The organism is Pseudomonadota bacterium, from assembly GCA_027624715.1.
In the GTDB taxonomy this organism is placed as follows: Bacteria; Pseudomonadota; Gammaproteobacteria; order Burkholderiales; family Eutrophovitaceae; genus Eutrophovita.
In genome coordinates this window covers 48140-62852 of sequence record JAQBTV010000005.1, presented here as the reverse complement: position 1 = coordinate 62852, position 14713 = coordinate 48140, and the positions used below count along the sequence as shown (strand labels likewise).

Annotated in this window: 10 protein-coding genes; 9 read left to right on the top strand and 1 reads right to left on the bottom strand. The window is 44.1% G+C overall.

Features of this window, described 5'->3' with window-relative positions:
* Positions 1-20: 20 nt before the first annotated feature.
* From O3A65_04940 to O3A65_04920, 5 genes are all read left to right on the top strand, one after another.
* Positions 21-1859 (top strand): carbamoyltransferase, encoded by a 1839-nt coding sequence (locus O3A65_04940; GenBank protein ID MDA1331818.1) that lies wholly within the window; start codon positions 21-23, stop codon positions 1857-1859.
* A 392-nt stretch (positions 1860-2251) separates the two neighbouring features.
* Positions 2252-4471, top strand: coding sequence for an NADP-dependent isocitrate dehydrogenase (locus O3A65_04935; protein MDA1331817.1), 2220 nt, complete (start codon positions 2252-2254; stop codon positions 4469-4471).
* Between the two features lie 26 nt (positions 4472-4497).
* On the top strand, positions 4498-5535 hold the full coding sequence (locus O3A65_04930; GenBank protein ID MDA1331816.1) for an NADP-dependent oxidoreductase: 1038 nt from the start codon (positions 4498-4500) through the stop codon (positions 5533-5535).
* Positions 5536-5541: 6 nt separating this feature from the next.
* Positions 5542-6009 carry a tRNA adenosine(34) deaminase TadA gene (gene tadA / locus O3A65_04925; protein ID MDA1331815.1) on the top strand — a complete coding sequence of 156 codons (468 nt, stop codon included), beginning with the start codon at positions 5542-5544 and terminating at the stop codon, positions 6007-6009.
* Between the two features lie 4 nt (positions 6010-6013).
* Positions 6014-6493, top strand: a complete 480-nt coding sequence (locus O3A65_04920) for a L,D-transpeptidase (protein MDA1331814.1) — start codon at positions 6014-6016, stop codon at positions 6491-6493.
* A 149-nt stretch (positions 6494-6642) separates the two neighbouring features.
* On the opposite strand, the gene queF is transcribed toward O3A65_04920, so the two are convergent.
* Positions 6643-7059 (bottom strand): preQ(1) synthase, encoded by a 417-nt coding sequence (gene queF, locus O3A65_04915; GenBank protein ID MDA1331813.1) that lies wholly within the window; start codon positions 7057-7059, stop codon positions 6643-6645.
* A 101-nt stretch (positions 7060-7160) separates the two neighbouring features.
* On the opposite strand from queF, the gene smc reads away from it, so the two are divergent.
* Genes smc through galU form a run of 4 tightly spaced genes read left to right on the top strand, consistent with a single transcriptional unit; the run spans position 7161 to position 14711 of the window.
* The gene (gene smc / locus O3A65_04910; GenBank protein ID MDA1331812.1) at positions 7161-10685 is read left to right on the top strand and encodes a chromosome segregation protein SMC; all 3525 of its coding nucleotides are present in this window, start codon (positions 7161-7163) and stop codon (positions 10683-10685) included.
* Between the two features lie 45 nt (positions 10686-10730).
* On the top strand, positions 10731-11813 hold the full coding sequence (locus O3A65_04905; protein ID MDA1331811.1) for a hypothetical protein: 1083 nt from the start codon (positions 10731-10733) through the stop codon (positions 11811-11813).
* A gap of 17 nt (positions 11814-11830) precedes the next feature.
* Entirely contained in the window at positions 11831-13846 is a 2016-nt protein-coding gene (gene ligA, locus O3A65_04900) for an NAD-dependent DNA ligase LigA (protein ID MDA1331810.1), read from the top strand.
* Positions 13836-14711 carry a UTP--glucose-1-phosphate uridylyltransferase GalU gene (gene galU / locus O3A65_04895; GenBank protein ID MDA1331809.1) on the top strand — a complete coding sequence of 292 codons (876 nt, stop codon included), beginning with the start codon at positions 13836-13838 and terminating at the stop codon, positions 14709-14711. Before ligA ends, galU begins: the two co-directional genes overlap by 11 nt.
* The last annotated feature ends 2 nt before the right edge of the window (positions 14712-14713 follow it).

Here is a 14713-nt window from a genome sequence, read left to right as displayed (position 1 = left end):
TTTCAGACAACTTTTCGGACATGTATATCTTAGGAATTTCCGCTTTCTATCATGACAGTGCTGCCTGTTTGCTTCAAGATGGTCAAATCATTGCCGCTGCACAAGAGGAACGTTTCACTCGTAAAAAGCACGATGCCCGATTTCCAAGCAACGCGATTGAATATTGCTTGCGCGAAGGAGGGTTGGATGCCAGTGAGATTGACAGCGTAGTTTTTTATGAAAAACCGTTCGTAAAATTCGAGCGGCTATTGGAAACCTACTTTGCCTTTGCGCCCAGAGGTTTTAAAAGTTTTGCATCGGCAATGCCGTTTTGGATTAAAGAGAAGTTATTTCAAAAAAGTCAGTTAATCAAGGGACTCTCTCAAACTTTAGATATTTCAATCAATTGGGGTGAGCGTTTGTTATTCTCGGAACATCACCTATCACATGCCGCTAGTGCTTTTTATCCTTCTCCGTTTGATGATGCTGCAGTTCTTACCATTGACGGTGTGGGTGAGTGGACGACGACTTCTTGGGGTGTTGGTTCTGGTAAGGAACTCAAACTTATCAAAGAAATACACTTTCCCCATTCATTGGGATTGTTGTACTCAGCATTTACTTATTACACAGGATTTAAGGTTAATTCTGGCGAGTATAAAGTCATGGGTCTTGCTCCCTATGGGAGGCCCATATACGCGGATTTAATCAAAGAGAAACTTATTCATATCGCAGCCGATGGCAGTTTTCAGATTGATATGACGTACTTTGAATATGCCACTGGACTGACAATGACGAATAAAAAATTTCATACGCTCTTCGGTGGTCTACCACGTGCTCCGGAGGCTAGGGTGACACAACGCGAGATGGACTTGGCGGCTTCTGTTCAAAAAGTAACTGAAGATGTCATTTTGCTTATCGCAAAAAATATAGCCCAAGAAACTGGTCAAAAGAATTTATGCCTCGCTGGAGGAGTTGCTCTTAATTGCGTGGCTAACGGTCGTTTAGTTCAAGAGAAGATATTTGATCACATATGGATTCAACCGGCAGCTGGTGATGCGGGCGGGGCGCTGGGTGCTGCGCTGTCGGCATGGTATTTGCATTTTGCTAAGGAGCGTAGTCCTGTTTCGCATCGTGATGGTATGTTGGGTTCGTATCTCGGTCCATGTTTCACGGATGAGGAAATTGAGGCTCAATTAGTCGAGAGTGGCGCTACGTTTCACAGGTACCAAGGAGATGAATTTTTAGATACTGTCACAGACGCTTTAACTGACGAAAAAGCTGTGGGTTGGATGCAAGGCCGAATGGAGTTTGGTCCAAGGTCTCTGGGTGCGCGCAGTATACTTGCCGATCCTCGCTCGCCGACGATGCAAAAAAAACTAAACCTCAAGGTCAAATACCGAGAGAGCTTCCGCCCTTTTGCGCCAAGTGTTCTGCGAGAGTATGCGAAGGATTGGTTTGAGTTCGAAGGGGACAGTCCATATATGTTACTCGTGGCTGGTGTGGCTGAGGCAAAACGTCGTGTGATGACTCAGGAAGAGGAAGACTTATATGGAATCGCCAAGCTTAACGCCTTACGATCTGTGGTACCAGCTGTGACACATGTTGACTACTCGGCACGTTTACAGACAGTGCATCTCGATACCAATCCACGGTATCACGCACTAATTTCTAAGTTTTATAAAAAGACAGGCTGCCCGATGTTGGTGAATACGTCATTCAATGTTCGGGGAGAGCCGATTGTCTGCACTCCCGCAGATGCATTTAAATGTTTCATGGGTACTGATTTGGATGTGCTGGCAATAGGTAGTTATGTGCTCTTCAAAGAAGAGCAGGTTGGTGTACCTCGATCAAATTATGAAATTCAATATGAACTCGATTAGTGATTCTTACAATAGCTTTTTATCTGCATTTATTGTTAGATCTTCAAGTAACTCGTCACCTGTGCTCACAGTGATGCAAGTCAGCATGCTCAACCGCTTCTTTCCTAAGGGCCATATTGCGCGCTGATGAAGGTGCAGTCATCGCTAATGGGTTTGTAAAAGACGTAATGTCGCAGACTGAAGTGGTGTTTTCTGAATTTTATTCTTCCTGCAACCAAGGTGGAACTGAAACCACACCTGCACTCTAATCCTAGATGAATTTTATAAGAATCGCTCTACTTAACTGCGATATGATAGCTTCCTAGGATTTTATGTGACCGCGTAAAATAATGCTGCGCACCTCTAGCAGGATGGGCGGGTTAACTTAGTTTTTATAAAGGGAGTAATCCGGTATGGCTGGTAGTAAAGAGATGGACATTGTTTATACGATAGTGGATGAGGCGCCTGAGCTCGCGAGTGGTTCGTTTTTGCCTATCATTCAAGCGTTCTCGTCGCATGCAAATATCACGGTCGGAACTAAAGATATTTCTCTAGCCGGGCGAATACTTTCTATTTTTCCTGAAGCTCTAGCTGACTCACAGCGCCAGTCCGATGACCTCGAGGAGCTTAGTGGGATGGTCACGGGCCCATCAGCAAATATCATTAAGTTACCGAATATTTCTGCTTCCGTGCCACAACTTAAAGCTGCGATTGCTGAGTTGCAGCAACAAGGTTTTGGTATTCCAGATTACGCAGACGAGCCAACTACTGATGCCGAGAAAGGCGTGCGTAAAAAATATGACTCATTAAAAGGATCGGCGGTTAATCCTGTTTTAAGAGAGGGAAACTCTGACCGTCGTTCTACCAAGGCTGTAAAAGAGTTTGCTAAAGCCAATCCCCATTCTATGGGTATTTGGAAGAAGACATCGAAGACGCACGTCGCCTCAATGCCATCTAACGATTTTTATGCGAATGAGAGCTCTGTGACTATTGATTCAGGTCAGGTCGGCAACGCTAGAATTGAGTTTGTGCCTTTTGAAGGAGAGGTACTAACGTTAAAAGATAACCTCTCATTAAGTAATGGCGCCGTAGTTGATGCGACTTTCTTAAGTATAAAAACGCTTCGTGGTTTTTTACAGACCGAGATTGAAAACGCAAAAAAAAATGGAGTGCTTTTCTCAATACATCTTAAGGCTACGATGATGAAGGTCTCTGACCCCATTCTGTTTGGCCACGCAGTGTCTGTTTTTCTTGATCCTATCTTTGATAAGTACGCTCAGAAGTTCAAGGATCTAGGCGTTAGCCCGAATGCGGGTCTTGGGGATATTTTGACTCGTTTGGCTGATGAGGTCGAGATTCTCAGCGAGATCAATGTTTGCTTAGCGACTCGTCCAGCTTTGTACATGGTGGACAGCAATAAAGGAATAACGAACTTACATGTGCCCTCCGACGTTATCATTGACGCTTCTATGCCTGCCGTAATAAAAGCCGGTGGTAAAGGATGGGGACCAGATGGCAACGAATATGACGTTAAGTGTGTGATCCCAGATAATTGTTATGCGCCAGTTTATGATGAAACCATCAATTACTTCAAAGAAACAGGGGCGCTCGATCCTTCGAGCTCTGGTGCTGTTGCTAACGTAGGCTTAATGGCGCAAAAAGCGGAAGAGTATGGTTCGCACCCCACTACTTTCGAAATACCTGCGGATGGTGTGATTCGAATGTTTGCAGCAAATGGTGATTTGCTTCACGAACACTCTGTGGAGCGGAACGATGTGTGGCGCGCTTCAGTCACGCAGAAGGCAGCTATTGAGGGTTGGATTAAATTAGCAATTTCGAGGCAGCAAGCAACTCGATCTCATGCCGTATTCTGGCTTGATGCTTCAAGACCTCATGATGCCCAAATTCTGGCTTATGTGAAGCCGATCTTAGAGTCTGCAGGGGCAATAGAGAACTTTGACATTTTAGCACCTAGAGAAGCAACTCGGACCACCTTAGAAACCATTCGCAAAGGTGATAACTCTATTTCCATTACAGGTAATGTCTTAAGAGACTATTTGACCGATTTGTTTCCTATTTTGGAACTTGGAACTTCTGCGAAGATGCTCTCCATTGTTAAATTGATGAATGGTGGGGGTTTGTTTGAAACAGGGGCAGGAGGTTCGGCCCCCAAGCACGTACAACAGTTACTTGCTGAAAATCATCTACGATGGGATTCGTTGGGTGAATTTTGTGCTCTAGCTGAAAGTCTCATGTTTTACGCGGATACTTCTGGAAACCAACGTGCAAAGATTTTGGGGCAAGCTGCTGAAACTGCAACACAACAAATCTTAAACAATAACCGTTCTCCATCTCGAAGAGTTGGAGAGGCGGATAATCGTGAGAGTCATTATTACTTTGCAATGTATTGGGCAGAAGCTCTAGCAGAACAATCCGATGACAAAGAGGTGGCTTCGCAATTTAGAGAGGTCTTTGATAGTTTAAAATTGAACGAACAAAAAATTATTGATGAACTCCGCAGTGTGCAAGGTAGAAAAGTAGATATTGGCGGCTATTATCATCCTGACGTCAAAAAAGTAGCTCAGGTCATGAGACCCAGCGTGACATTTAATTCAATCATCAACGCTGTTTAATTGTTTGAAGAAAGGGTTCAGTGGATATGACTGCAACGGGAAAACGAGTAATACTTTCAAGTAGACCTGTTGGTTTACCGACACTGGATAATTTCAATCTCGAGTCATTTTCTACGTCGTCTCTTATTGGGGGTCAGGTACTTGTCAAAATCGCGCATTTCTCACTTGATCCATACATGCGTGGACGTATGGATGATGCCCGATCTTATGCGCCACCAATTCAAATTGGGAGCGTCATGGAAGCGGGAGCGGTAGGCTGTATTGAAGCCAGTGCTTGTGAGGGGCTCGAAGTGGGAGACTGGGTTTATGGTCGCATGGGATGGGCCGACTTGGCAGTAGTTGAAGGTGCATTAATTCAAAAACTTCCTATTTCAATAGAACCGAAATCTCTGGCGCTGGGAGTGCTTGGCATGCCCGGTTTTACGGGTTGGTGGGGTTTAACTCAGCATGGCAAACCTAAAGCAGGCGAGACACTCGTAGTTGGCGCTGTCACGGGACCTGTTGGGTCAATGGTTGCGCAACTTTCGAAACAACTTGGTCTTAAGACAATAGGCATTGCAGGATCTGAAGAGAAGTGTGCCCTGGCTGTTGATAAGTTTGGCGTTGATCATTGTTTGAACCACAAAAACTTTGATACGCCGGAAGCACTTAGTGCTGCGCTTAAGACGGTTACCCCTAAAGGTGTTGATATTTATTTTGAGAATGTCGGTGGAAAATTATTTGAGGCTGTTATTCCAAGGATGAATGAGCATGGCCGTATCCCGGTTTGTGGAATGATCAGCTGGTATAACGATGGAGCGATGGGAGCTGGTGCCCGAACAGAAACCTTATCAGCGCCATATCTGTGGCGAAATATTCTGGTTCGTAAGCTCTCGGTGAATGGTTTTATTATTTCTGATCATTGGTCAAATTATCTGCACTTTGTGCGTGAAGTTGAGCCGTTAGTCGCTTCAGGTACGCTTAAGTATCTTGAAGACGAGGTGGTAGGGATTGAGAAGGCCCCCAGCGCTTTTATTGGCTTATTACAAGGGCATAATTTGGGCAAGCTGGTCGTAGCGGTCTGACGCAGTTTGGATCCTTCTGTTTTGTCCAATAACGATCATGTCTTCATGCGGCAAGCTTTAATGCTAGCTAAAGAAAGTGCCCTTAAAGGAGAGGTGCCCATCGGTGCTGTTTTAGTCAAAGATGGACAGGTAATCAGTCAATCTGGCAATTCTCCAATTTCGTCATTAGATCCCACTGCCCACGCTGAGGTCACGACACTACGCCTAGCAGCAAATATTTTAAGAAATTATCGACTTGTAGGAACAACGTTATACTCTACGTTAGAGCCTTGCGTCATGTGTGCAGGGGCTATCATGCACGCAAGAGTCTCTCGGCTGGTTTTTGGAGCGTATGATCAAAAGTCGGGGGCATGTGGCTCAGTAATTGATTTATTTGAGCACGAAAAATTAAACCACCACACTTCGGTTCTAGGAGGTGTAATGCCTGCCGAGTGTACGGCAGTGTTACAAACATTTTTTAAAAATCGACGCTGAAATAATGTTTTTAAATATAAATATCAAACATCAAACGCTCAGCATAAGTGACGTATCTAATGAGCCCTTAATCAAAAGTTATCAAGTATCAACTTCCAAGTTCGGCGTTGGGGAGACGTATAACAGTTTTAAAACGCCGAGAGGAATGCATTGTATTCGAGCAAAGATTGGTGAAGACCAGCCGATTAACACAGTGTTCTTTGCGCGCAGACCCACCGGCGAGATATTTAGTACCTCTTTGCAGAACATGTATCCAGATCGTGATTGGATATTAACCCGAATACTTTGGTTGTCGGGAAAGGAAGTGGGGATCAATCGATTGGGCACGGTAGATACTATGCGCCGATACATTTATATTCATGGATGCCCCGATGGGACTCAGTTAGGAACGCCGGGTTCGATAGGATGTATTCGTATGGCTAATGCAGACATTATTGAACTGTTTAACCTAGTTTCTCCGGGTGATACGGTGATCATTAGTTAAGCGCAATGAAGAAATCTTAAATGAGGTTAATTGGGAAAGTATCAATTATTACCGATGCGGGTCGAGGAATCGGTCGTGCCACAGTAAATAAATTCTTGGCTGAATAAAGTTGTTATTGAAGTTGGTGGTGGAGCGACAATATAAAAAATCTAGTAAGTAAGCTTTTCATTTGATAATTCCGGTAGTTGTATGGAATTCTCAGGCTTAAATCCTTTTTTCTTGTGCTCAACAACGACTGTTGTGAAGATTCCACCGCGCACATAAAAGCGCGCAGTGAGCCGCATGAATTTTGGTTTTGTCAGGGTCGCTAGATCATTTAGAATTTGATTGGCAATAGCCTCATGAAATGCTCCTTTATCCCTGAACGATACCGTGTAAAGCTTAAGGCTTTTGAGCTCTACACATTTTTTATCGGGCAAATAATCTAAGTAAAGCGTTGCAAAATCAGGTTGTCCTGTTTTTGGACACAGGCAGGTAAATTCTGGGATTTGCATCCGTATCCAAAAATCATTTTTCGGCGCTGGGTTTGGAAATGTTTCAAGCAAGTGGTTGGCAGATTTTGGCATTCTTAAATGAGTTTATTAAGCTAAAATAGACGTTATGGGTGTGTGAGACTGAATTACAATTTTGCATATCTGAGATTATAACGATTTCAACGGATATTATTTTGCGCCTGACTCATATCAAATTAGCCGGTTTCAAATCTTTTGTAGATCCTACGCATATCCCTGTTCCAGGACAGTTAGTCGGCGTCGTCGGTCCAAATGGGTGCGGTAAGTCCAATGTGATTGATGCTGTTCGATGGGTGCTTGGTGAGACGTCAGCGAAACAGCTTCGTGGTGAGAACATGCAGGATGTTATTTTCGCTGGCTCGAGCGACCGTAAACCTATGTCTCGAGCAAGTGTCGAACTGATTTTTGATAACAGTGCCGGCAAAGTTACTGGAGCGTGGTCTCAATATTCAGAAATTTCAGTGAAACGTGTTCTCGAAAGCGAAGGGGCGTCTTTCTATTACCTCAATAATCAACACGTCAGGCGACGTGATGTCGCTGATATTTTTCTAGGGACTGGGTTAGGTGGCAAAGGATACGCCATCATCGAGCAGGGCATGATTTCTCGAATAATCGAGGCTCGCCCAGATGATATGAGGTTTTTTTTAGAAGAGGCCGCAGGCGTTTCTAAGTATCGCGAGCGCCGCCGAGACACTGAGTTACGTCTTGACGATACCAGAGAAAATCTCTCTCGCCTAGAGGATATTCGGTCTGAACTGGATAAACAGCTGCGAAAGCTTGAGCAGCAGGCTCATCAGGCCGAGAAGTTTCATGAGTACGAAAGCAAATTAAAAGAAACGCAGCAGCACGTGTGGTACCACAGTCAGCGAGAGGCTGATAAAAAAAGAGTCGATGTTGAGACGCAAATCAAAGAAATATGTACCAAGATTGAAAAAGAGACCGCGGTATTACGGAAGACAGAGTCCGAACTTGAGAAATTGAAAATTTCACGTGACGAGAGTGCTTCTGCAGTTAATGAAGTTCAAGGTTCGCTCTACGCGATAAACTCCGCGATTGCTCGAGTCGAACAGAGCATCGAGTACATCAGGGAGAATCGAAAAAGAACACAGCAACAGCTCAGCAATATTGATGTGACTTACAAACAAGAGCGTCTTAATTTGTTAGTCCTAGAGCAGTCATTTTGGAATGCTCGGAAAAATATACTGAGCGTGCGTTTTGATCAAAACCGAACTTTATTACATATGGAGAACAATAAGAATCAGCTGCCAGAAATAGAGCAGTGTTTTATCATTGCCCAGTCAACTGTAGATGCTCAAATAAAGTTAATTTCTGAGCTGCAAAATCAATTAAACCTAAATAAGACACAGCAGACACATGCTGCGGATGTCTTGGCTCAACTCGCGAATAGGAAAGCCAGGTTGGATAAGGAACGGCTCGATCTGAGCGCGCCAGACGCACGTAAAGCTGAGTCGATGGATTCATCTATCAAGCAATTAACGGGTTTATTAACTGACCGAGCGAACTCATTATTAAAGTCGGAAGCAAAGCTCATCCAATTGGAAAAAGAAAAAGAAACTGCCGCAACTAATTTAGATGAAAAGAGAAACGTTTCTTCTGAACTCAATGCAAAGAAAAAAGCCTTAAGTGACCTGCAGGCACGGGTCTCCCAGTCAGATCGTTTGAGAGAATGGTTAGATCAAAGCGGATTTAACAGTGATGATCGATTATGGGAATTGCTCCGAGTTGAAGAAGGTTGGGAGGATGCTGTTGAGGCGGTTCTGCGGGAGCGGCTGATGTCAATTGCCACCGTTGACCTTGGCACTATTACTTTTGAGGAGGCCAATAAGCCACCATCTAAAGTCTCGTTCTTTAATAAATACTTCGCTCATAACGAGAGACTCACTTTGACGTCGGAATTGAAATCATTGGCAACTGTCGTTCAAGCAAATGATGACTCTACCGCAAACCTTATGAAGCTTTGGTTATCGCACGTCTTTATTGCGGAATCGGATGCTGAGGCACGCTTATTGATGGGTCAATTAACCTCTGGACAGATGTGCATCACGAAAAGAGGGGATTTATACTACCCCGGTGGTGTTGCTCTTTTTGCTCCTGATCAAGAGGTGCATGGCGTGCTTGCACGACAACTTGAAATTGAGAAGCTCGATCAACTTGCCGAAATTGCGCAAGTGGCGGTCGACAGTGCTTCAGAAAAATTGCAGATGGTCACAGAGGCAGTTAACATACTTAAAGGTGAAATGGGTAGCGCACGACAAAGCTACGTGGACCTGAAAGAGAAACTTCATCACGAGCAAGTTGATTACCTGCGGCTGACAGATCTCAACCAGCACACCGTCGAGCGTTTGGCGCAGATAAATGCTGAACTCCTTGAAGTGAATGGGTTTAACGTAGGCGAGCAGGCGCGGTATACGAGCGCGACGGCTAACACAGAAGATTTAGAGATAAAACTTAAGTCTGCCTCTGGATCGCTACACGAACTGGCTGCCGAGCTTCAGTTGTCCAGTGAACAGAGGAATCGGAAACTTGAAGAAATCAGCAATCTCAATACAATGTATTCTGAGCACTCGTTTGAGTATCGATCATTATCAAATAAAATCAATGATTTAACAGAGAATATTCGTCAAGTTTACCAATTATTTATTCGATTGGATACTCAGAAAAATGAGCTAAACCAACAAGTTAATCGTGAGTTAGAAGGAGAGCAGTCGTCAGAGCTTCAAATGCACTTAGCGCATCGTGTTGAGATCGAGGAAAAGCTTAACGCCGCTCGCGAGATCCTATCTAGTTGGGATATACAGTTGAGAGCCGGTGAACAACTGCGACAAGAAACAGATCGAGGGCTTCAGCCTTTGCGTGACTTAATTAATACTATGAACCTAAAGGAGCAAGAATATCGACTCACTCGTGATGGCTATGTGCAGCAACTAACTGAATCGAATGCGGACAAAAACTTGCTGCAATCGATCGTGCCTGTAGACTTCGATACGGCTATCGCGCAGGCTTCAATATCGCAGTTACAGCGGAAGATAGCTAACCTCGGTGCGATTAATTTGGCTGCAATGGACGAACTCATAGGATCCAAAGAACGTAAAGGATATTTAGATTCACAATTAGAAGATCTATTAGAAGCTGTCGCCACCTTGGAGAATGCGATACGCAGTATTGACAAAGAAACCCGAGAGCGACTGTCTAAAACGTTTGATCAGGTCAATCAACAATTCGGAGAAATGTTCCCAGCACTGTTTGGGGGTGGTGAGGCCCGCTTGGTGCTCACTGGTGAAGAAATCCTTGATGCTGGTGTTGAGGTCATTGCTCGCCCCCCAGGGAAAAGAAACGTCTCAATCCATCTTTTGTCCGGAGGTGAAAAAGCACTCACCGCACTATCGCTTGTATTTTCCTTGTTCCAGCTTAATCCAGCGCCATTTTGCTTACTTGACGAGGTTGACGCGCCACTCGATGATAGTAATACAGTGAAATACTGCGACTTAGTAAAGAAAATGTCGAAGAGTACGCAATTTTTGTTCATCACACATAATAAAATCACCATGGAGATGGCGGAGCAGTTAATTGGTGTCACCATGCAGGAGCAAGGTGTATCAAGAGTGGTCGCTGTTGATATTGAAGAGGCTATGAAATTGAATGAAGACGTGGCAGTCTAATTACGAGTCATACGTAACTCAACTTTGAGGTTATGGAGTTTCTGAATGAGTGAATTGCAGATCTATTTGTTATCGCTAGGGGGAGTAATCATCCTCAGTGTTGTAATCATGAATCAGGTTCAGGAACGTCGATTCAAGTCTAGATTGAATCAACAATCGCATGAATTAGGGCATGACCCCTTGTTAGATTACTTTGACGATCCTGAGCCCGGTATTGTGATTGACAAGATAACCGAAGTGATTTCAGTTGCAGATCCAGTGGATCCGCCATTATTTCAAGGCGATTTTCAGGACGTAGATAGTGGGTTAAGTTTAGAATTACTCGATCCAGCCATTACCTTTGAAATTAAAATAAGTGCGGTGGACGGGCTATGCGTCAGCGCCACCGGTCGCTTGCAAGAGGTCCTCGAGACGATTCCAAAGCGCCATCAGGTTTGGGGAAGCACTCTAAAACATAAGAAACCCATTGTAGTATCCAACCCCGACTCGATGTTCGACCAATTGCTAATCGTTGTGCAACTCACAGATAGGAATGGCCCTTTGAGCCGTGATCAAATTGAGAGGATTGCGACAGATATTTACGCAGAGACGGTACCGACTGGCGCTATTGCAACGCAGATTAAGCCAGATGAAGAAGCTAATCGAGCTCTTAAGCTAAAGGACTTTAGTGATGAAGTTGATTCGCTGTTTGGTCTAACAATAGAACGTTCCAGAGAATCCTTAATGTCTGGCGAGGAAGTGCTTAGTTTGGCCTTAGCTTTAGGTATGAGACTAAATCAGCGTGGCGTGTTTGTCATGAAGGACGAGGGTAGAGAGTTATTCACACTTGAGAATAGAGATACAACACCCTTTGTGGAGGCGCAACTTAAAGGTCAGGAAATTTTAGGGATAACGTTTCTCTTAGACGTGACCACCGTTTCTGATGTGATCAGAACCTTTAACAAAATGGCTGGAGTCGCCAAACAATTTGCTGATGCGATGAATGCCAGCATTTGCGATGACAACAGCCAGGTAATCAGTGAATCAGGCTTAGATATAATCAAGCAGCAGTTAGGTAAGATAAATCAGCGCATGGAGGAGCAAGGAATTCTCCCGGGATCTTTGGCTGCTAAGCAGTTATTTTCGTAATGAGTGATGAGTATGCGATGATAAAAAGTCGTGCTGACTGGTTACGAAGCACGCTGAATCAGGCAAACCGAGAGTACTACGGGCTGGACAACCCTAGCCTCCTAGATTCTGAATATGACCGATTTTTTCAAGAACTAATCGATATAGAGCAACAGCATCCTGAATTTAAAAATGATGACTCACCGACGCAAAGAGTCGGCTCAAAACCTTTGGTGTCATTTGAGAGTGTAGCCCACTTAACACCAATGTTATCAATTAATAATGCGATTGATGCTATTGATATACAACAATACGATCGGCGAATTCGAGATTTACTCAATAGCGGTGACTCGGATATTACGTATTTTGCGGAACCTAAATTTGATGGGTTAGCCATTAGTCTTCGATATGTCGATCGGGTGTTAGTGCAGGCAGCTACGAGGGGCGATGGCAATACTGGAGAACAAGTCACAGAGAACATTCGAACGATACGGTCTGTTCCTCTAGTACTGTCAGCGCGCGCGTCCGATTACCTGGAAGTACGGGGTGAAGTTGTGATGATGAAACATGATTTTGCTGACCTGAATAGTCGACAGATAGATCTTGGAGAAAAGATTTTTGCAAATCCGCGTAATGCTGCAGCTGGATCATTAAGGCAGTTAGATTCTAAAATTACCGCAACAAGAAAATTATCTTTTTTTGCCTATGGTCTTGACGAATCTAATACCACATCACCCAGAGTTGTATCTCAGTATGACTTGGCAAGTCGTTTAAAAGAATATGGGTTTTCAACATCCAAATTAAGCGATGTGGTTTATGGTCTGACGGGAATTCAGAAATTTTTTGATCACGTGCAAAAAGTACGTTCTGAGTTAGATTATGAAATTGATGGAGTCGTCTATAAAGTCAATGCCCTAGTGGATCAGCAGAAATTAGGGTTTGTCTCACGCGCCCCTCGATATGCAATCGCATATAAGTTTCCACCTCAAGAAGAGATTACAAAACTTGTAGATATTGAGGTTCAAGTGGGCCGGACCGGGGCACTCACGCCGGTCGCTCGCCTAGACCCTGTTCGTGTTGGAGGTGTGGTAGTCACAAACGCTACCCTTCATAATGAAGACGAAATTCTTAGAAAAAACATCAAGATAGGTGATTATGTGATTGTCCGTCGTGCGGGAGACGTAATCCCAGAGGTGGTGCGCCCTGTACTGGACCGAAGAGCTAGAGTAAAAGTAAGAGACTTCTCCATGCCTTCTTCATGCCCAGTATGCGGTGGTGGTGTATTCAAAGAGGCGAGTGAGAGCGTCTATCGCTGTATATCTGGCATGCGATGTCGCGCCCAAAAAGCACAAGCAATCTGGCATTTTTGCTCTCGAAAGGCTATGAATATTGATGGTATTGGTGAGAAGCTGATTGATAAACTCGTTGAAAAACAGTTTGTCGAATCTTTTGCGGATCTCTATGAATTAAAACAAGAGGCGTTAGTTAGTTTAGAGCGCTTGGGCCAAAGGTCTGCAATGAATATCTGTGGCGCTATTTTCAATTCACGCGCAACTACATTTAATCGTTTTATCTACGCTCTTGGTATCCGTAATGTCGGTGAACAAACGGCTAAAGATCTGGCCTTCCATTTCCAAACGCTCGAACGGCTTAAAGCTGCGACTGAGGAAGCTTTAATTCAGATTCCTGACGTCGGCCCAATCGTTGCAAAAAGTATTAAAGCATACTTTAACGATGCGTATCACAATCAAGTTATCGATCGCTTAATCAGGCTCGGTGTGCATTGGGGTGCTGCTGAGCGGCTAATCAAAAGTAGCTCTTTCGCCAACAAAAAATTTGTCTTGACCGGAGGACTGGATAAGTTTTCTCGTGATGAAGCTCGTTATGAAATTGAATCTCGGGGTGGCGTCATTACAGGCGCCGTTTCAAAGAATGTGGATTATGTAATATTAGGTGTTAAACCTGGATTAAAGCTTAAAAAAGCAACTGAGTTAGGGATTAAAACTTTAGATGAATCCGAGTTTATTACGTTTCTGGAATTAAATGATGAATAAAAAAATTAATGCAGCAGTATTTCCAGTCGCCGGTCTTGGTAGTAGGTTTTTGCCAGCAACAAAGGCTACACCTAAAGAAATGTTACCTATAGTTGATAAACCCCTGATTCAATATGCTGTAGAAGAGGCGTTTGATGCGGGTATCAAAAAAATGATTTTTGTCACGGGTCGCAATAAACGTGCGATTGAGGATCACTTCGATTCTGCCTATGAATTGGAGACAGAACTCGCGTTAAAAGAAAAGCACGAGCTTTTGACAATTGTACAGTCGGTAGCGCCTAAGGGAGTTGAGTTTGTCTACGTCAGACAATCTAAGGCTCTTGGTTTGGGGCACGCAATTTTGTGCGCAAAGCCCGCTTTGTCGGATGAGCCTTTTGCTGTTTTGCTCGCTGATGATCTCATTAGAAGTTCGATTGGAGCACTCCAACAACTAATCATGGCCTCTGACGGAACTAATCGGCCAATTATTGGTTTGGAAGAGATCCAGCCTCATCAGACAAGTGCCTATGGCGTGATTTTGATTCGCGAGCCTATGGGCAAACACGTTATTGCCTCAAACCTTGTTGAAAAGCCCAAACCAGAGAACGCTCCATCTAATTTAGGCGTGGTAGGACGATATATTCTTCCCTACGAAATTTTTGATGTTATTGCAAAATTACCTAATCGATCTGGGGGCGAAATTCAACTCACTGATGCGCTCGCCGTCGTGGCGCAGCGTGATGGTGTGATTGGAGTGCTGCTGGAGGGGCGGCGTTTCGATTGTGGTTCAAAATTGGGGTTTGCTCAAGCCAATATTGAATACGGACTTGAACATCCAGAGATTGGTGAAAATCTTAAGGCATATCTTAAAGCGTTGGTGGGATGATA